The sequence below is a fragment of the Paenibacillus lycopersici genome (genome assembly GCF_010119935.1).
Classification (GTDB): Bacteria; Bacillota; Bacilli; order Paenibacillales; family Paenibacillaceae; genus Paenibacillus_Z; species Paenibacillus_Z lycopersici.
The window spans coordinates 4050566-4068610 of record NZ_CP048209.1 but is presented as its reverse complement, the minus strand read 5'-3'; the positions used below and the strand labels follow the sequence as shown (position 1 = coordinate 4068610).

The following is an 18045-nucleotide window of genomic DNA, read 5'->3' as shown; positions in this document are numbered from 1 at the left end:
TAAACCTACGTGGCTAGGTTGAGATCTGATTATTTTGGGGCAAGGAGGCGTCGGATTGAGTACGAGCGAAGAGCAATATTTGAACTTGCTCCGGCATGTGCTGGAGCATGGCGCGAAGAAGGAAGACCGGACCGGTACGGGGACTTTGTCGGTATTCGGCTATCAGATGCGCTTCGATTTGCAGGCGGGATTCCCGCTGCTGACGACCAAGCGGGTGCCGCTCAAGCTGATCGTCAGCGAGCTGCTGTGGTTCATGAAGGGCGATACGAATATTCGCTACCTTCTTCGGCACAAGAACAATATTTGGAATGAATGGGCGTTCAAGAAGTGGGTCGAAAGCGAGGCGTACGAAGGCCCGGACATGACGAACTTCGGCTTGCGTTCCCAGTGGGACGAGGCGTTCAACTTGCAGTATCAGGAGCAAGAGAAGCTGTTCGTCGAACGCATTCTGAACGACGACGCGTTCGCGGCGGAGTACGGCGATCTCGGCAATGTCTACGGGAAGCAGTGGCGCAGATGGGAAACGTCGCAGGGCGAAACGATCGACCAGCTGAAGAACGTTATCGCGGAGATTAAGCGCAATCCGGATTCGCGCCGGCTGATCGTGACCGCCTGGTCGCCGGAAGACGCGACGCCGCAGCGTTCCGCGCTGCCGCCTTGCCATACGCTGTTCCAGTTCTACGTGGCCGGCGGCAAGCTGTCCTGTCAGCTGTATCAGCGGAGCGGCGATATTTTCCTCGGCATTCCGTTCAATATCGTCAGCTACGCGCTGCTCACGCATATGATCGCGCAGGAATGCGGCCTTGCGGTCGGCGATTTCGTGCATACGATCGGGGACGCGCATATTTATTCGAACCATTTGGAGCAGATCGAGACGCAGCTTGGACGCGAACCGAAACCGCTGCCGTCGCTGAAGCTGAACCCTGACGTCGCCTCCGTATTCGATTTCGAGGTCGGCGATGTGCAAGTGGACGGGTACGATCCGCATCCTTCCATTAAAGCGCCGGTCGCGGTCTAAGCGGCGGAACGAAGAAAGGAGCAGAAGCTTGATGACCATTACGATGATTGCCGCCATGGCCGAAGACCGCGTGATCGGCGTCGATAACGGCATGCCTTGGCATCTGCCGGCGGAAATGGCGCATTTTCGGCGCTCGACGACAGGCAAGACGATCGTGATGGGGCGCAAAACGTTCGAGTCTTTCGGCGGGCCCCTCAAGAACCGGAGAAACGTCGTTCTGACCCGCAGCGCCGATTACCGCCCCGACGGAGCGGAGACGATGCACACGGTGGAGGAAGCATTGGCGGAGCTCGGCAGCGAAGAAGAACTGATAATCATCGGCGGGGCGCAGGTCTATGCGCAGTTTCTCCCTTTCGCGGATAAGCTGCTGCTGACCGAAGTGCATGCCGCCGTCGAAGGCGATGCCCGGTTCCCGGCGTTCGATGCGGCGGAATGGGAAGCGGTTAGCCGCGAGTTCCATGCCAAGGACGAGAAGAACGCCTATGATTTTACGATTATTACTTACATCCGCAAGCAGCGGGACGCTAACTGACGGAAACCGCAAACCTCGAACGTTCCGTCATAAAGTGCAAATGATTGTACGGATAATCCATTTCATGAACGCATCCTAATTGCTACGATATTGTAAATAGTTTATGGGAAAGTTTGATATTGAATCTTAGTTGCTTTCTCTATATAGTTTGAGAGAGATCACGAACATTCGGCAATGGGATAATGGATGGAGGAAAGCGAATCATGTCAACACCTACTGGATTTATGGACTACAAACGCGAGCTGCCCGCTGACCGCGATCCGCTTGAACGGATCAAGGATTGGAATGAATTTCATAAACATTTCAACGATGATCAATTGCGAACGCAAGGCGCGCGCTGCATGGACTGCGGTACGCCGTACTGCCATACGGGCATCGAGCTGCCAGGCGGAACTTCCGGCTGCCCGGTCAATAACCTGATTCCGGAATGGAACAATCTCGTCTACCGCGGATTGTGGCGTGAAGCGCTCGACCGTTTGCATAAAACGAATAATTTCCCCGAGTTTACCGGCCGCGTATGTCCGGCGCCTTGCGAAGGCTCCTGTACGGTCGGCCTGATCGGCGACTCCGTCACGATCAAGACGATCGAATCCGCGATCATCGACAAAGGCTTCGAGGAAGGCTGGGTCGTACCTCAGCCGCCGCTTATGCGGACAGGCAAGAAGGTCGCCGTCGTCGGTTCGGGTCCCGCCGGCCTGGCAACCGCGGCGCAATTGAACAAAGCCGGCCATACGGTGACGGTGTACGAGCGCGCGGACCGCATCGGCGGCTTGCTGACATACGGCATACCGACGATGAAGCTCGAGAAGCACGTCGTTCAGCGCCGCGTGGACCTGCTTGAAGCCGAAGGCATTAACTTCGTGACGAACGCCGAAGTCGGCGGCAACGTTCCGGCGGATCAATTGATGAACGAGTACGACGCGATCGTCCTCTGCGGCGGCGCTACGAAAGCGCGCGACGTCGAAATCGAGGGCCGCGACTTGAACGGCGTTCATATGGCGATGGACTATCTGAACGGCACGATCAAGAGCTACCTGGATTCCAATCTGGAAGACGGCAACTATATCAATGCCGAAGGCAAAGACGTCATCGTCATCGGCGGCGGCGACACGGGCACGGACTGCGTCGCTACGGCGCTCCGTCACGGCTGCAAATCGGTAACGCAGTTCGGCACGCACGCGAAAGCGCCGCTGACGCGCGACAACGACAAGAACCCTTGGCCGCAATTCCCGAACGTGTACACGCTCGACTATGCGCAAGAGGAAGCTCGCGCGCTCTACGGCGAAGACCCTCGCGCATTTTCCGTCCTCACGAAGAAATTCGTCGGCGACGGGAACGGCAATCTGAAAGAGCTGCACACGGTGCAAATCGAGCGTACGGTTGACGAAACAGGCCGCAAGATCTACAAGGAAATTCCGGGCACCGAGAAAGTATGGCCGGCCGATCTCGTGCTGATCGCCGTCGGCTTCGAAGGACCGGAGAATACGCTTATTCAGAAGCTCGGCCTGGAACAGGACCGCCGTTCCAATGTCAAAGCCGCGTACGGCAAATACGCGACGAACGTCGAGAAAGTGTTCGCAGCGGGCGATATGCGCCGCGGACAAAGCCTGGTCGTCTGGGCGATCAACGAAGGCCGCGAGGCTGCCCGCGAAGTGGATCGTTTCCTGATGGGCACGACGATGCTGCCTTAAGCCGAGCCAAACCGGTTCGTTTATGACCTTAAATACGCAAAGCGCCTTCGGGCGCTTTTTATTTCTTTCTATCGCGAACGAAGGGAGAATGGCGATTATGATTCAATACGGTTCCGATACGGTTACGCAGCTGAAGTTCAACGCGTTCAATCCGCGCATGGAGCGCCGCGACGGACAATGGATCGATATCGAGCTGGCCGTCGAAGTCGAAGATGCGACTCCGGTACCGTCGGGGCTGACGGACCTGACGGTGCTTGTCATTACTACGCATGGCGGCGCCATTGCGCAGATCGTGCCGCTCGACGAAGGAACGGATTGCGAATTTCAATTCACGGCGGACGAGAAAGAGCAGATCCGCGCGTATATGGAACGCGATGAAATTCAAGCCGCAATCGCAAATCTGGCCGCGCAATAAGGACAAGCTGTGGTAAAATTGACCTGAGAGCCAGAAACGCGCGGCACCGCGGGAAGACGGGGCAGCCGTTTCGCCTTGTTCGTTCAGGAGGCGGTATCATGAGCGGTCATGCAGCCGGCGTGTTAACGAGAGCGGATATTCATAACATCCGGCATTACGTCCAGCATAAACACGGCGACTTGCCGTTGGAGCGCCGCGCCGAGATCGTCGCGGATGCGATGCAGCGCATCGTGCTGCGCCAGCTGCCCGAGTTCGAAGCGGAACAGCAGCGTGCGGTCATGCACGGGGTGCTGCGCGAGGTCGTGGCCGAGAAAGGGGTACCAGTCGGCGAGGCGCATATCTTCGAAGCGAGCATGAGTTTGGACATCGATCGCCCTGACGTCATCCTCCCCTTGCACAAGTGGACGGAGAAGCGGCTCGGAGCGGCGATCGATTTCCGCCTGTTTCGCGAAGCGGTGAACGAAGGCAAGCGTATCGCGGCGGATCCGAGTCTTGGCTTGACGGCCTGGGATGCCATCGTCGGCGCGGCAGGGCTGCACGTCGAAGCATCGCTGGAAGAACGGGGCGAGATTGCGTTGTCGGGCGTCGTGTCATCGTTGCCCGGTATTAGGCGGAGGCGCAAGGCAGCCGTTTATTTGGCGTTATCCCTGGTAATATGCACGGGCATGCTCTATTACGGATGGCGGCTGCTTCACCCGGAGACGGAAGCCGTGCCGCGCACGCCTGTCGTGTCGCAGCCTCGGCTGCAGCATCCCGAAGCGAAGCCGGTAAACGCGCTGCCGGGCAATTTGCGTTTCGCCGAGGTGGATCGCGGCCGGCTCGTTCATCATTTGCGCGCGAAGGAATCCATGCTCGCCGAAGAGCCTTATCTCAGCGCGATTATTCGCGCCGCGCAGGAATTCGATATCCATCCGCTGCTGCTGTTCGCCATTACGGGACAGGAGCAGGGGTTCGTGCCGAAGACGGCCAAGCGCGCCAAGGAAATCGCGAACAATCCCTTCAATGTCTTCTACAGCTGGGAAGCGTACAATACGACGATCGCCGATTCGGCGAGAATCGCCGGCAGGACGATTAACCGGTTGAGCTTCGAACGGCCGGCGAACGTCGATCCGGTCGAATGGATCAACCGCGAATACGCGGAAGACAAGAACTGGTCGACCGGCGTGAACCGCATCCTGAAATCGATGATGGCGCAAATCATGACGGATCAGTAACCTAGTAACGGAACGAATGAGGGATCATCCTGAAAACATTAATCATTGCGGAAAAACCCGATATGGGCCGGACCATCGCCGCCGTCGTGGAGCCGCGGGCGCAGAATAAACGGACGTATCTGGAGGGCGAGCGCTACATCATTACGTGGGCGATCGGCCATCTGGTCGGCCTCGCGGAGCCCGATCAATACGATCCGAAATATAAACGCTGGAACGCGGCCGATCTCCCGATCATCCCCGACCGGTTCAAGCTATGGCCGAACGCGAGGACGAAAGATCAGCTGAAGATGATCGGGGAGCTGGCGAAGCGCTGCGGCAGGCTGGTCAACGCCTGCGATGCCGGGCGCGAGGGCCAGCTTATTTTTCATCTGATCCGGCAATATTTGAAGCTGATGCAGCCGACCGACAGGCTCTGGATTTCGGATTTGACGCCGGAGACGATCCGCCGCGGCTTCGACGGACTGCGCAGCGATACGGAATATGACGATTTAACGCGCGCGGCGCGGGCCAGGAGCGAAGCGGATTGGCTGGTCGGCATGAATGCCTCCCGGGCGTTCACGATTCGTCACAAGGCGCTGCTGTCCGTCGGACGCGTGCAGACGCCGGTGCTTGCTCTGCTGTACGACCGCCATAGGGAGATTACGGCGTTCAACAGCGAGACGTTCTTTATCGTGCAGGCTTCGTTCGACCAGCTGGATTTCGATTACAAAGGCGTCTGGCAGGGCGACCGGATCACCAAGCGCGAAGAGGCGGAGAAGCTGGCCGCGAAGGTAAAGGACAAGCCGGGGAAGATCGTCAGCTACGACGTGAACGAATCGAAGGAATACCCGTATCGCCTCCACGATCTGACTTTGCTGCAACGCGAAGCGAACGGGAGATACGGCTACCCCGCGAAGAAGACGCTGGATATCGCTCAGGCGCTCTATGAGAAGCACAAAGCGATCACCTATCCGCGGACGAGCTCCAACTACGTGACGGAAGAGAACATTCCCGTCATGGGCAGCGTGCTCCAAATGCTGAAAGGTACGGCGTATGCGGATCTTGCGAACGGCGCCGACCGCAGCCGCGTGCATAAGGGCAACCGGGCGGTATGCAACCCCGCCAAGGTCGAGGATCACCACGCCATTCTGCCGACGCCCAAGAAACCCGGAACGCTCGGCGCGGAGGAGCAGCACATCTACGATATGATCGTGCGGCGCTTCCTGTCGCATTATTATCCGCCTGCCGTCTATAACAACCATGTAGTGATAACGGAAGTCGAAGGCGAACAATTCCGGACGCGGGCGAAAGAGCAGCTGGACATCGGCTGGCGCATCGTGCTCGATAACGGCGACCGCAATGCGCCGAAGGGGAAGAGCAGCAAAGGCGGGAAGAAAGCAGACGATGCCTCTCCGGCCGGGGATGACGGCGATGACGATATGATGGAAACGGACAAACCGTTTGCCGTGAATGCCGACCTGCCCGTGCATTGCAAGCACGCCGAGGCGGTCGAGAAGGAGACGAAGCCGCCGAAGCCGTACACGGAAGGCACGCTGCTCAAGGCGATGGAGAGCGCCGGGAAAGCGATCGAGGACGAAGAGCTGCGCGACGCCATGAAGCAGACGGGCCTCGGCACGCCGGCGACGCGCGCGGCGACGATCGAACGGCTGAAGCAGGTCGGGTATATCCAATCCGCGGGCAAGCGGCTTGATATTACGACGAAGGGCTGCACCGCGATCGAGCTGATTCGCGGTGCCGGCGTCGAGCTGCTCGCATCGCCGGAGATGACCGGGCGATGGGAACAGCGGCTGCATCAAATATCGAAGGGCGAAGCGTCGGACGAACAGTTCATCGCCAAGGTCAAGCAGTTCGCCGAATTGATCGTCGACAAAGTGAAGCTGCAGCAGCCGGCTGCCGCCAGCTTGTTCGAAGAGCCGGAATCCGCGGGCAGAGGCAAAGGCGCGGCGAAAGGAAGAGGCCGCGCCGCGAAGCCTTCCGCGCGGACATCCGGCGGCACAGCCGAGCGAAGCGGCGGTTCGCGCAGCCGCGTTAGCGTCAAAACTGCCGGTGCTGCGTCATCCGGCACAGCGGATGCGATGCCGTTCGGCGGTGCTTCGTCGACAGCCGGGAACGGCAGGGGCGCGAAGCGGGCGCCGTCGGTCGGCGGCGCGGACGCGGCGATTCGCGCAGCGGCAGCGACGCGCGGCGCCGATCGTGCGTGGAACGGTTCAGGCGCTGGTGAAACGGGAAGCGGTTCGGCGCATACCCCGTCCGGCGCAGCGGCGGCAGGCGGAGCAGCAGCCAGCCGCGTCACAGTGGCAAGCGCGGTTGAACGCGCGGGCGGGAAACAGGCAACGCTCGAACAGCCTGCGGTGCGCGGCGCGATCGCCGCTTGTCCGCGTCCGGGCTGCGGCGGTCAACTGGTCGAAGGCAAACGCGGTTACGGCTGCCTGCGCTTCCGGGAAGGCTGCAATTTCGTCATTTGGAAAGAGCAGCAGGGCAAGACGGTAACCGCTGCGATGGCCAAGGCGTTGGCGCAGAAAGGCGAGACGCGCAAGTCGACGGTGAAGCTCGCGAATGGGTCATCCATATCCGGGAAATGGCGCTTAACCGACCCCGCTACCGGAGCGATTATGTTCCAGGCGGAGTCGTAGATGCAGCCACGGAACGAATTTGCTAGCGTCGCAGGCATCATTAATTTCGCTAACGAATTACCGTGCGACCAAATAAACAGGCTTGGCCGATGAACGCGCGATTCGCGCCGCCATCAGTCAAGCCTGTTTCATTGTCATTACATTGTAATCCTATTGCAGCCGCTTGGCGACATAGCTGCGAATGCTATCCGGAATGTCCGACAGCTGTTCGAGCGTGAGGAAAGCGCCTTTCGGCTCGACGTCGACGCCGACGATGTTGTATACCCATTCCGAGTCGGTCTTCATATGGATCGCGTTGATACCGTTCGTCAAGGCAGGGATAACGTCGGTTCGCAGGGAATTGCCGATCATCCATGTCGACCGGCGGTCGAATTGGCCTTCTTGTAGAATGCTCTCCATCGCTTCCGTGTTCTTCTTGGCGCGCACGTATATGCGAGGCCCGAAATAGCGCTCAAGATTCATCTGTTTGATCTTCTTCGTCTGGATGAGCAGTTCTCCGCCCGTGTACAGATGGAGATCATGTCCCTGGCCGCTTAGCTCGTCCAGCGTCTCTTCCATGAACGGGTAGGGTTCGGCTGCGAATTCGTAGACGCTTCGGCCGAGCTTCCATAACAAGTCTTCTTCCAGTACGGATTTCGAACGTCCGAACAGATGGGAGAAATAACGGTAGGTATCGATGAACGACTGTGGAAAGTGATCGCTCTTGAACCCTTCGATATGCACGCCGGCAATATCGAGCTCTGTCTGCTTGTCGCGGATTTCTTCGGGCGTAGCCCCGTATCCGCGAAACCAGTCCATCATGCAGTCCGTAAACTGCTCAATGACGAAGAAGAAGTATTTGTTGCAGTAAATTAGCGTATCATCGAGATCGAATAGAATGGTTTGTTTCATCTTAGGCACGGCTCCTTCCCCAGATGAGTTCGCTGTAGAAATAATCTACCGCAAGTTGGGATTCGCCGTCAAATCGTATACGGTTGGAAGTATCTACAAATACTGAAGCCGGAGGTGAAGAGGACATGGTGCTGAACAAGAACAGCAAAAGGAATCGCAATGACGAGTCCGGCTTGAAGGATTATTATGTAGGGTTGAAGCCTGAGAAAGCGGCTAACCGTCCGCCAAGCATGAACGGCATTAACAAACAACTGCCTTAGGGAACGAAGTCAGCGCTTCGAGGAGTCTCTGAAGGCAGGGCGGCGGTCCGATTGCGGACGGGCTGCCTAGCCTCTAGAGACGCCGGAATCAAGCGGGAAGGAATCAAGCATATTTTTGAATTTTGGCAGTCAGGTTTTGTTTGATAAAGGCGAGCCGCCGCTTCACGTAGAAATCGTAGCTCGCGCCCTTCAGATCGCGGGGGCTGATAATCGTATCTTCACTGTTGTCGATGATGGTCAGCGATCCGTTGGAATAGAACTTGAACGTCAAATCGCGAAAAGGTCGATGCGTCTCGATAAAACGGTAGCTTTCACAGTTAGTCATGATGGTCAGCCTCCTAACGGTCGATGGGGAATTAGAACGTTTGTTCTTGTTTTTATTATAGCAAACATCTGTTCGTATGGAAACTATTATTTTTATCCCTTACACTAGATTGATAGCTTATTCATTACCAATCTGTTTCAGCTGCAATTCAAAGCGGATAAGGAGCCCAGTCATGATCAGAATATCGCAATTATCGAAACAAATTCCGGGCGGGCCGCAAGTGCTCTCCGGCGTGAGCTTCAATATAGAGCCCGGCGAGTTCATCGCCGTCAAAGGGGCGAGCGGAAGCGGGAAATCGATGCTGCTCAAATGTTTGGCGCTGAAGGAGAAGTGGACGAGCGGTACATACACGGTGGACGGGGTCGATATTTTCGCCAAAGGCATTCAAGGCCGCTTGAAGGTTCGCCGCGAGATTGCCTATCTGGAAGAGAAGCCGGCGCTGTACGCGAACAAGACGGCGCTGAAGAACGTCATTATCGGCGCGGTCGGACAGACGCCGTTCTGGCGCCGGATGACCGGCATGGTCCGCAACGACGATTACATGGGCGCCATGGATATGATCGAGAAGATGGGGCTGCTTGACAAAGCGCACCAGAAGGGCGACAAGCTGAGCGGCGGCGAGAAGCAGCGGATCGGAATGGCGAGAGCGCTGGCGCACGGCGCCAAGACGTTGCTCGCGGACGAGCCGGTGTCCGGCCTCGATCCGCACGCGGCCGAGCAAGTGCTCTCCGATTTGAAGCGGATGTGCCGCATTCAAGGGATTTCCGTCGTTGCGGTTCTTCATCAAGGAGACTGGGCGGAGCGGTTCGCGGACCGCATCATCGGGCTTAATAACGGACAGATCGCGCTCGATATCAAAGGCCGCCGAATGACCGAACGGGAGAAGAATCTGCTGTGACGCCGAATGAATCCGCTTCCCCGTTCGAGCTGCGCTTGATGCGCGAGGAAGACCTCCAGGCGGCGCATGCGCTGGAGCTTGCCTGCTATCCCGCCGAAGCGGCCGCGACGCGGGACGCTTTCTCGTATCGGCAGAAACATTTCCCGGGCTATTTCCGGTCCGCATGGCGGAACGGCTCGTTGATCGGACTGGCCTGCGGCGTCCGGACGGCAGAAGACAGCTGCGAATCGGACGCGCTTAAAGGCGCCCACGACGCTGAAGCGGCCGGCCGGCATCTGTGCGTGCTGTCCGTTGCCGTCTCCGAACAGAGCCGCGGGCTCGGCGTCGGCAAGGCGCTCATGGAAGCGTTGATCGGCCAAGCGAAGGCGGACCGGCTGGAATCGATCGTGCTGATGTGCGAAGCCGGGCTGATCCGGTTCTACGAGCGGCTCGGTTTTCGCTACGCAGGCCGTTCGGCGTCGGAGCATGGCGGCCTGCAGTGGCATGAAATGAAGCTGCAGCTGGCCTGACGCCGGCTTCTATGAAATCAACGTGCAATGGAAGCCCGCTTGAAGCATAGAATGGAGCATCAACCTAAAATAGGCAGGTGTTCCGCAATGGCATTCCATTTTCTAAGTCCGGCCGTCGTTCAATCGTCGAAGGTGACGTTTCCGAAAGCCGAGCTGTACGTTCCGGTCGTCAGCGGTCTCCAGAACGCGGCCGCGCGCAACGCCATCAACAATAAAATCCGCCAAACGGAAAGGGAGCTCGTCCACGACCAGGGCGCGCTCGCCGATCCGCGGTCGGAAATGATCGGCTATTTCGAAGTGAAGACGAACGAGAAGAACGTGTTCAGCCTCTCGGTGTTCAACTACGCCTACACCGGCGGGGCGCACGGCCTGACGCTGCAGGAATCGCTCACTTTCGATGCGGGAACGGGCAAGTCGTATACGCTTGCGGAACTGTTCAAGCCCGGAAGCGATTACGTGAAACGGCTGTCGGATATCGTGCGCGCGCAAATCGCCAAGCGGCAGATCGAAACGTTCGAGCCGTTCAAATCGATCCGGCCGGATCAGCCGTTCTATATCGCTGACCGGACGCTGGTCATTTATTTCGCGTTGTATGAGATCACTCCGTACGCTTACGGTTTCCCTTATTTTCCGATTTCGGTGTACGAATTGAGCGACATCGCGAATCCGAACGGCCCGCTCGGCCGGATGGATGTGAACGATTAATCGTCTAGAAGGAGATTGTTATGATAGTTGCTCTCGTTCTGCTGCTTGCTTGCGGCGGATTAGTCATCGGCTTGCTGCGGAGGCGGCGGAGAAGACATCAACCGGTCGTCGTCCCGTATCTCGCCAATGTCCCGCATGGCGCGAATCAGGAACAGCAGCGGCATTCCGCGCCGAACGAACCGAAGCCAACGGTCGTTCCGTTCAAGGCGGATGCCGTTCCGGCCGCCCAAGACGGCAAGTATGCCGTGCTCGTCGCGGACGATCAGCCCTTGATCCGCATGCTGCTCAGGGAGCTGCTGCAGCAGGACGGGGTTACGGTCTACGAAGCGGAGAACGGGACAGCCGCGGTCGAAGCGTTCCGCCGACATCATATCGACTTTGCGCTGCTTGATTTGAACATGCCCGGCATGAACGGTCTCGAGGCGCTCAAGGAGATCCGGCAGCTCGATGCCTCCGTCGAGGCGGCATTCGTAACGGGCTACGGCGATCCCGAGATGCTGAACGAAGCGAAGAAGCTCGGCGTTCTGACCTGCTTCACGAAGCCGTTCGATATCGAGTCGGTCAGACGGCATGTCGCGAACCGCCGGGAATCGGCGGCGCGCAAGGACGGGGTCGTATCCTGAGTCCGGCGGCAGTCGAGAAGCATCCGGCTTCCGGGCGATTGACATTCGGCGAGCATCGGAGCCTGTAGCCAAACCGCATGTTTGTTCCGTCCGCCGGCAGCGATTGCCGGCGGATTTTTGGTTCGGCGGCATGCCGCGACGGCCGTTCATCTGCTTGTGCTGACAAGAACGCCCGCCTCATACAGTCTGATATGGGGGTGTTGGGATGGTCACGCTGTGGTTGGGCTGCACGGTGTTTGCCGCGGTATGCACGCTTGCTCTTCTTCTGGCCCGAGCGGCGGAACGCCGAACGGGGCTTTCGCTGCATCAACCGCTTCACAATCATTCCGAATACGTGCGTTACATGCGCGACAAGCATGATTTGAACGCGTTTGGATTCGCGCAGCAGCTCCCCCGCCATATGGGCTGGCCTTCGGCGGCCGGCATGGCGGCGTCTTCGCTGCCGCTCATCGGCGGAGCCGTCTTTCTGCTCGGCCCGGCCGCGGCGGCCGGAGGGCCGGCGGTCATCGGCATCGGCTGGCCGCTGCTCGGCCTGTTCGGCCTGCTCACGGCCTCTTCCGCCGCCGCCTTCGCATCGACGGTTCCGACGGCAGGCGGCTGTTATCATTGGGCGATGGCTTCCGGGAGCCGGCGCGCCGGACTGTGGTCCGGCTGGCTGCATGCCGCGGGATCGTCGCTCCTGCTGGCGACGACGAATCTGTATCTGGCCGATTGGATGAGCCGTACGGTAGAGCGGCATTTCGGCTATACGGGCGGAGCGGGCTTATTCTACATCATCCTGCTCATGCTGATCATAACGCAGGCTGCGGCCCATATTCGAGCCATTCGCCTGCTCGGCCGCCTGATGGCCTGGACGGCCGCCGCTCAATTGGCGGCCGCCGCCGGCATGATCGCGATCCTGGCTTCGATCGCTTGGCCTGGCATATATCCGTTCGCGATCCTGGCGCACGCGTCGCCGGCCTGGACAGCGTCAGCGCCTCCGGATGGCGGGAGCTCGTCTGCGCTTCTGGGCTTCCTGCTGCTCCAGCGGCTCTTCATCGGCATCTGCGACGGCGCCCAGGCCGGGGAAGAAACGAGAAACCCCCGCATCGCGCTGCCATGGTCGATCTATCTGTCGACCGCCGGACTTGCGATATTCGGCTTCGTTTTGTTCGCCTTCATCATCCTGCACGCGCGGATCGGAGCGTTCGGCTTGACCGCCATGCCGGCGCTCGGCGACTGGCTGACCGACATCTGGGCGCGGTGGGGACAACCGTGCGAAGCGCTCTTCTTCGCGATGATCGTCTTCCTCGCTTGGGCGAACGGAGCGTCGGCGCTGGGAGCGGGCGCGCGGACGCTCTTCGCGATGGCGCGCGATGAATCGCTTCCGTTCGCGGGCAAATTGTCGGGCGTATCCGCGCTCTATCGTTCGCCGGTCATGGCGCTCGTCATTACGGCTGCCGGTGCCGGGACGATCGCGCTGCTTGCGGCAGCGGCTTGCGGGGCCGCGACCGGAGGTTCATCCCTGCAATCGCAGACGCCCCAGCTCGTTCTGCTGAGCATCGCCGCCATGCACGCCGCTTATGCCATTCCGATCGGAGGGAGACTATGGCGGACGCTCAAAGAGAGCAAAGACAGCAAAGACAGCAAGGACAGCAAGGACAGCCGGCTGCGAACCGCCGGCCGCAAGCGTTCCAAGACGCATGGCCCATGGGAGCTCGGGAAATACGCGGGAACCGTGGACGGCGTCACGGTCTGTTGGCTGGCAATAAGCGCAATATCCGCTGTCTGCCTGTTGAAGCCGGCCGCGCTGCTGCTTGCTGCCGTCTGTCTGACCGTAGGCGCCGTCGCCATCGAACGGATGCATCGCAGCCTGCGCCGGAAGTCGCCGTTCAAGGTCGTCGGTTCCATGCGCTTCGGCAAACGGTCGATGGACGAATGTATCAGAATTGAAAGAAAATTTCCTCAATAACGAGCGTCCATCGGATGAAGCCATTAATGGCCCGGGAAATCTCCGATTAGCGAACGAGGAAATAATGATGGCATTTCCCAACGATCATTTCCCGGGCAAACGCAGGAAGCAACACAATCAGCGCCCTTTCGACACGTATTGTAACACCCGGCGTCTCAAAGTCATTTTCGCGCCGCGCAGACCGCCGTCATTGCCATATGGAAAGCAAAACACGTATAATTTCGATAAACGATCGGAGCAATGGCTTACGCATACGCGGCATATAGATGCCGGAATCCCGGCTATGGCCGCGTTCGCAAGGCTGCGCCGGATATGAGGAGGCTTGGGAAATGAAACTGGGGATGCTGCAATCGCTGAACGTGTCGTTGCTGGAATCCGTGCCGTTCGGGAAGAAGGAAGTCGTGACGGGCATCAACAAGAAGCCCTATTCGGGCGCGCTGCTGCTCGGCATGACGGGATTGCCCGGCGATGCGCAAGGCGACACGGTCTTCCACGGAGGTCCGGACAAAGCCGTCTGCGTCTACAGCGCCGTCCACTTCCCTTATTGGGCGGACAGATGGGAGCGTGCCGTATTGCCGGGCGCTTTCGGCGAGAACTTCACGGTTTCGGCGCTGACGGAGCATTCCGTCTGCATCGGCGACACCGTTGCGATCGGACATGCGCTCGTTCAGGTCAGCCAGCCGCGCCAGCCGTGCTTCAAGCTCGGCATGAAGCACGGCTTGCCGGGGCTGCAGCTCGACGTCGAGGAGACCGGGTTCACCGGATTTTATTTTCGCGTCCTGCAGGAAGGCTTCGTAGCCGAAGGCGACGCGCTGACGCTTCAGAAGCGGCATCCGGCGGGCATCACGGTAGCCGAGGCCAATCGCGTCATGCATACGGACAAGCGCGATCGCGACGGCATTGTGCGATTGCTGGCCGTCGGCGAATTGGCCGAGAGCTGGCGGCAGTCGCTGACTAAGCGGCTTGCCAAGCTGGACGAGGAAGCGGAATCGGGAGGATAGACAATCGACATGATCGAGCAAACCCAAACCGAGAGGAACTATTCCGCGATCGTCAGCCGGTACCGGCTGGCGGAGCCGGTCCGGATCGAACGGGAAGAGAGCGGGATGAACAATACGACCCGTATGATATACGCGGGCGCCGAACGCTATGTGCTGCGCGTGTACGAGAATCATAACGATCGGGCGATCGTCAGCCTGGAGCATGCGATACTGCGCGCGCTGGGCGGTTCGGGACTGTCCTTCCATGTACCCGCGCCCGTTCGGAATGCGGCGCAGGACACGGTAACGGAAGCGCCGGACGGCAAGCTCGCCGCGATCTTCGGCTATATCGGCGGCGAGCGTCCGACGGCGTCGTCGCCTTCCCATATCGAAGGCTTGGGGCGGGCCGCCGGCGAACTGACGCGGAAGCTGGGGAGTCTGGAAGCGCTGGCGAAGCTGAAAGCCGTATATCAGCCGTATTACGAATTCGAGGACATCCATGCGGCCATGGACGAGGCAGCGATTCGAACGTTGAGCGCGAAGCTGCAGCTGACGCCGGGGCGGTGCGGACAGGTCGAGGCGCTGCTGGACGTCAAGCACCGGTTAACGGCGTTAATCGATCGGTTCAAGAAGCTGCCGAGGCAATGGATTCACGGCGATATCGTGTTTGCGAACGCCCTTGCCTCCGGCGAGGCGATCGTCGGCCTATTGGATTTCGAATTCTGCACGATCGATGCGCGGGCGATGGAATTGGCGGTCATATGCGCGGAATTTCCTTGCGAGGACGATGCGTTGTCGCTGGAACGGATTTCGCTGCTGTGCAAGGGCTACGGCTCGCGTTCGCGGCTCGACCGCGACGAAATCGCGCTGCTGCCGGATTTGATCCAGCTCCGCATGATCGACGTCTGGCTTCATTTTGCGGGACGTCTGGCGGATGGGCTTGACAGGGAAGACGTATGGGTGCAACAGATCGAACGGGTTTCGTTCGTCTGCGGCTGGGTCGAGCGCAACCGCCCGCGATTGCCGGCGGTTCTCGAAGCGGCTGCCATGCAGCAATCGACAGTCCAGGCGCATTAGGAAGAGCCCGGCGATTCATTCTTTGCGAACAAAGAATGATCGGCCGGGCTTTTGTCATATAAATGCTATGACGGGAGCCTTGACGACGATCGATATTACCGCGTCCGCAGGCGCAGCAGGAGGGGGAACGCACAGATGACAAGCACGGCCGAGCTGCTCGGATACGATCCGATGGACCGCCTCTTGATCATAAACGCCGACGATTTCGGCGTCTGCCATTCGACCAACCGCGGCATACAGATGCTGCTCGAGGAACGGACGGTATCTTCAGCCACGATCATGATGCCCTGCGCCTGGGCCAGGGAAGCGGCGCAGTGGAGCGCGGCGCGCACCCATCTGGACGTGGGCGTTCATCTCACGTTCACGAGCGAATGGGAGCCCATGAAATGGGGACCGGTCTATCGCGGCGGCGCGACGACGTCGATGACGACGTCCGAAGGCTATTTCCACAAGGATGCCAAATCGTTCGAACGGCGCGCCGACGCCGGCCAGGTGAAGCTGGAAATGATCGCCCAGATCGAAATGGCGCTGACGCTCGGCATCGACGTGACGCATGCCGACAATCATATGGGCAGCTTGTACGGGCTGCAGACGGGCCGGGATTTTCTCGGCGACGCGTTCGATGTCTGCGCGATGTACGGCCTGCCGTTCCGGCTGCCGCGGTACTTGCTGCTCGAGAGCGGGGTGCCGGCGCCGCCGGAGCTTGCCGGTCAGGCGATGAAGCAGGCGGAAGCGGCCGCGCGCAAAGGAGTGCTTGTGCTGGATTATTTGGTCGGCCTGCCGTTCCGCGCCGCGCAGCCGGAGACGTACGCGCAGTTCAAGGCGCAGATGATCGGGCTGATCGGGCGGCTGAGGCCGGGCGTGACGGAGCTGATCCTTCATCCGTCGTTCGTGACCGACGAGCTGGCAGCGTTTCACGGCGAACCGGTGCGCAGGGGGATGGAGCTCGACGTGTTCCGCGACCGGGACGTTCAGGATGCGCTCCGCAAAGAAAGGATCATCCAAATCGGCTGGCGCGCGCTTAGGCAGGCACAACGCCGGCAGGCGAAACCATGACGAATGCAGGGCGAGACAGGCATGCACTGTCTCAGCCTTGTTGCTGTATCAAGGACGAGCTGTACTATTACAGCTGGAAGGACAAATAACTGTATTACCCGTTTGAGCCTGGCTGTTATGGAAATAAACGCTATTCGCCGTCCCGTTCTAATGGTATACTGACTGTTGTGAAAATAGAAAGTATTCAGTTAATTCGGGAAGGGAGTGGAGCAAGTGGCAATACTTCCAAAGCAGAATGAGCTTGGATTCTTTGAAATTCGACTGGAATCGATCGGCGGCCTCGGCGCCAATCTGGCGGGGAAAATGCTCGCGGAAGCGGGCGTGGTCGGAAGCGGTTTCAACGGAGTCAGCTTCTCTTCGTACGGTTCGGAGAAGAAGGGATCGCCCGTCAAGGCGCATATCCGTTTCTGCGATCTGACGACGAATATCCGCGACACGACGCCGGTTGAACGACCGCATATCGTAGGCGTATTCCACGAGAACCTGTCCAAAACGATCAACGTTATCAGCGGGATCTATGAAGACAGCGTCGTCATGGTCAACTCCTCCAAAACGCCGGAGCAGCTGAAGGATAAGATCAAATTGTCCGCCGGCACGCTGGCCGTCGTCGATGCAACAGGGATTGCGCTCGAAGAAAACAACCGCGTCAACATGGCGATGCTCGGAGGCTTGTTCCGGCTTTGCGACTTCCTGGATTTCGAACATATGAAAGGCATTATCCGCAAATCGCTGGAGAAGAAGTATCCGCAGGCGGTCGACCCGGCCTTGCGAACGTTCCAGCGCGGCTACGACGAGGTGAAGTTCCAGACATTCGCGCTCCCCGAAGGCGCCGCGATGCCGCAGCCGACGCGCTGGGACGTGCCGACCCTCGGTTACGCGACGCAGCCGATCGGCGGCATGATCGTCAATCCGGGCAACAGCGTGCTGAAGGACCTCAGCATCTCTCGCCAAGGCATGATGCCGCATTTCGACGAGGAGAAATGCATCCACTGCGCGGCTTGCGACACGGCCTGCCCGGATTTCTGCTTCGTCTGGGAAGAGCAGCCGGACAAGAAGGGACGGCCGCAGATGTTCCTGCAGGGCATCGATTACCAATATTGCAAAGGCTGCTTGAAGTGCGTCGTCGCCTGTCCGACCGAGGCGCTCGCCTCGGAACGCGAGACGGACGGTTACGGCGACGATCACCGGGTACCGCATCGATTCGTTTGGGCATCAGCGAATTAACGTCGTCAATGAATGGAATGAAGCCATTCGCGCCGCATGAACG

General features: G+C 59.2%; 18 protein-coding genes. 16 read left to right on the top strand and 2 right to left on the bottom strand.

All coding sequences use genetic code 11. The features are described from left to right. Positions 1-55 precede the first annotated feature (55 nt). The 6 genes from GXP70_RS17875 (at position 56) to GXP70_RS17850 (ending at position 7503) form a co-directional block, all read left to right on the top strand. Complete coding sequence (locus GXP70_RS17875; protein WP_162358089.1) at positions 56-1018, top strand: thymidylate synthase; 963 nt, start codon at positions 56-58, stop codon at positions 1016-1018. A 31-nt stretch (positions 1019-1049) separates the two neighbouring features. Further along, positions 1050-1550 (top strand): type 3 dihydrofolate reductase, encoded by a 501-nt coding sequence (folA, locus tag GXP70_RS17870; RefSeq protein WP_162358088.1) that lies wholly within the window; start codon positions 1050-1052, stop codon positions 1548-1550. A gap of 203 nt (positions 1551-1753) precedes the next feature. Beyond that, entirely contained in the window at positions 1754-3241 is a 1488-nt protein-coding gene (locus tag GXP70_RS17865) for a glutamate synthase subunit beta (protein ID WP_162358087.1), read from the top strand. 97 nt (positions 3242-3338) lie between these two features. After that, positions 3339-3656, top strand: a complete 318-nt coding sequence (locus GXP70_RS17860) for a hypothetical protein (protein WP_162358086.1) — start codon at positions 3339-3341, stop codon at positions 3654-3656. Between the two features lie 98 nt (positions 3657-3754). Beyond that, positions 3755-4870 carry a glucosaminidase domain-containing protein gene (locus GXP70_RS17855; protein ID WP_162358085.1) on the top strand — a complete coding sequence of 372 codons (1116 nt, stop codon included), beginning with the start codon at positions 3755-3757 and terminating at the stop codon, positions 4868-4870. A 62-nt stretch (positions 4871-4932) separates the two neighbouring features. Continuing rightward, complete coding sequence (locus tag GXP70_RS17850) at positions 4933-7503, top strand: type IA DNA topoisomerase (protein ID WP_263864018.1); 2571 nt, start codon at positions 4933-4935, stop codon at positions 7501-7503. A gap of 150 nt (positions 7504-7653) precedes the next feature. On the opposite strand, the gene GXP70_RS17845 is transcribed toward GXP70_RS17850, so the two are convergent. Then, on the bottom strand, positions 7654-8394 hold the full coding sequence (locus GXP70_RS17845; RefSeq protein WP_162358084.1) for an HAD family hydrolase: 741 nt from the start codon (positions 8392-8394) through the stop codon (positions 7654-7656). A gap of 125 nt (positions 8395-8519) precedes the next feature. On the opposite strand from GXP70_RS17845, the gene GXP70_RS30080 reads away from it, so the two are divergent. Further along, complete coding sequence (locus GXP70_RS30080; protein WP_263864017.1) at positions 8520-8654, top strand: hypothetical protein; 135 nt, start codon at positions 8520-8522, stop codon at positions 8652-8654. 103 nt (positions 8655-8757) lie between these two features. Here the strand turns inward: GXP70_RS30080 and GXP70_RS17840 are convergent, their stop codons facing one another. Next, the gene (locus GXP70_RS17840) at positions 8758-8979 is read right to left on the bottom strand and encodes a hypothetical protein (RefSeq protein WP_162358083.1); all 222 of its coding nucleotides are present in this window, start codon (positions 8977-8979) and stop codon (positions 8758-8760) included. A gap of 172 nt (positions 8980-9151) precedes the next feature. Here GXP70_RS17840 and GXP70_RS17835 point away from each other — a divergent pair, with 172 nt between their 5' ends. The 9 genes from GXP70_RS17835 (at position 9152) to GXP70_RS17795 (ending at position 18002) form a co-directional block, all read left to right on the top strand. Further along, on the top strand, positions 9152-9877 hold the full coding sequence (locus GXP70_RS17835; protein WP_162358082.1) for a phosphonate ABC transporter ATP-binding protein: 726 nt from the start codon (positions 9152-9154) through the stop codon (positions 9875-9877). Then, a complete protein-coding gene (locus tag GXP70_RS17830; RefSeq protein WP_162358081.1) occupies positions 9874-10386 on the top strand; it encodes a GNAT family N-acetyltransferase in 513 nt (170 codons plus the stop codon). The genes GXP70_RS17835 and GXP70_RS17830 overlap by 4 nt, the downstream gene beginning before the upstream one ends. Before the next feature lie 87 nt (positions 10387-10473). Then, positions 10474-11091, top strand: coding sequence for a DUF3298 and DUF4163 domain-containing protein (locus tag GXP70_RS17825; protein ID WP_162358080.1), 618 nt, complete (start codon positions 10474-10476; stop codon positions 11089-11091). A 20-nt stretch (positions 11092-11111) separates the two neighbouring features. Beyond that, positions 11112-11714: a response regulator gene (locus GXP70_RS17820; protein ID WP_162358079.1), complete on the top strand. Its 603-nt coding sequence runs from the start codon at positions 11112-11114 to the stop codon at positions 11712-11714. Between the two features lie 205 nt (positions 11715-11919). Next, on the top strand, positions 11920-13665 hold the full coding sequence (locus GXP70_RS17815; protein ID WP_162358078.1) for an amino acid permease: 1746 nt from the start codon (positions 11920-11922) through the stop codon (positions 13663-13665). 329 nt (positions 13666-13994) lie between these two features. Then, complete coding sequence (locus tag GXP70_RS17810; protein ID WP_162358077.1) at positions 13995-14666, top strand: MOSC domain-containing protein; 672 nt, start codon at positions 13995-13997, stop codon at positions 14664-14666. 9 nt (positions 14667-14675) lie between these two features. Then, a complete protein-coding gene (locus GXP70_RS17805; protein ID WP_162358076.1) occupies positions 14676-15722 on the top strand; it encodes a phosphotransferase in 1047 nt (348 codons plus the stop codon). A 135-nt stretch (positions 15723-15857) separates the two neighbouring features. Beyond that, positions 15858-16778: a polysaccharide deacetylase family protein gene (locus GXP70_RS17800; protein WP_162358075.1), complete on the top strand. Its 921-nt coding sequence runs from the start codon at positions 15858-15860 to the stop codon at positions 16776-16778. A 213-nt stretch (positions 16779-16991) separates the two neighbouring features. Further along, entirely contained in the window at positions 16992-18002 is a 1011-nt protein-coding gene (locus GXP70_RS17795) for a 2-oxoacid:acceptor oxidoreductase family protein (protein WP_162358074.1), read from the top strand. Positions 18003-18045 lie beyond the last annotated feature (43 nt).

Excerpts from the sequence above, each read along its gene's own strand:
- folA (WP_162358088.1), top strand. The coding sequence starts at position 1,050 with ATGACCATTACGATGATTGCCGCCATGGCCGAAGACCGCGTGATCGGC.
- GXP70_RS17865 (WP_162358087.1), top strand. The coding sequence starts at position 1,754 with ATGTCAACACCTACTGGATTTATGGACTACAAACGCGAGCTGCCCGCT.
- GXP70_RS17860 (WP_162358086.1), top strand. The coding sequence starts at position 3,339 with ATGATTCAATACGGTTCCGATACGGTTACGCAGCTGAAGTTCAACGCG.
- GXP70_RS17855 (WP_162358085.1), top strand. The coding sequence starts at position 3,755 with ATGAGCGGTCATGCAGCCGGCGTGTTAACGAGAGCGGATATTCATAAC.
- GXP70_RS17850 (WP_263864018.1), top strand. The coding sequence starts at position 4,933 with ATGGGCCGGACCATCGCCGCCGTCGTGGAGCCGCGGGCGCAGAATAAA.
- GXP70_RS17845 (WP_162358084.1), bottom strand. The coding sequence starts at position 8,394 with ATGAAACAAACCATTCTATTCGATCTCGATGATACGCTAATTTACTGC.
- GXP70_RS30080 (WP_263864017.1), top strand. The coding sequence starts at position 8,520 with ATGGTGCTGAACAAGAACAGCAAAAGGAATCGCAATGACGAGTCCGGC.
- GXP70_RS17840 (WP_162358083.1), bottom strand. The coding sequence starts at position 8,979 with ATGACTAACTGTGAAAGCTACCGTTTTATCGAGACGCATCGACCTTTT.
- GXP70_RS17835 (WP_162358082.1), top strand. The coding sequence starts at position 9,152 with ATGATCAGAATATCGCAATTATCGAAACAAATTCCGGGCGGGCCGCAA.
- GXP70_RS17825 (WP_162358080.1), top strand. The coding sequence starts at position 10,474 with ATGGCATTCCATTTTCTAAGTCCGGCCGTCGTTCAATCGTCGAAGGTG.
- GXP70_RS17820 (WP_162358079.1), top strand. The coding sequence starts at position 11,112 with ATGATAGTTGCTCTCGTTCTGCTGCTTGCTTGCGGCGGATTAGTCATC.
- GXP70_RS17815 (WP_162358078.1), top strand. The coding sequence starts at position 11,920 with ATGGTCACGCTGTGGTTGGGCTGCACGGTGTTTGCCGCGGTATGCACG.
- GXP70_RS17810 (WP_162358077.1), top strand. The coding sequence starts at position 13,995 with ATGAAACTGGGGATGCTGCAATCGCTGAACGTGTCGTTGCTGGAATCC.
- GXP70_RS17805 (WP_162358076.1), top strand. The coding sequence starts at position 14,676 with ATGATCGAGCAAACCCAAACCGAGAGGAACTATTCCGCGATCGTCAGC.
- GXP70_RS17800 (WP_162358075.1), top strand. The coding sequence starts at position 15,858 with ATGACAAGCACGGCCGAGCTGCTCGGATACGATCCGATGGACCGCCTC.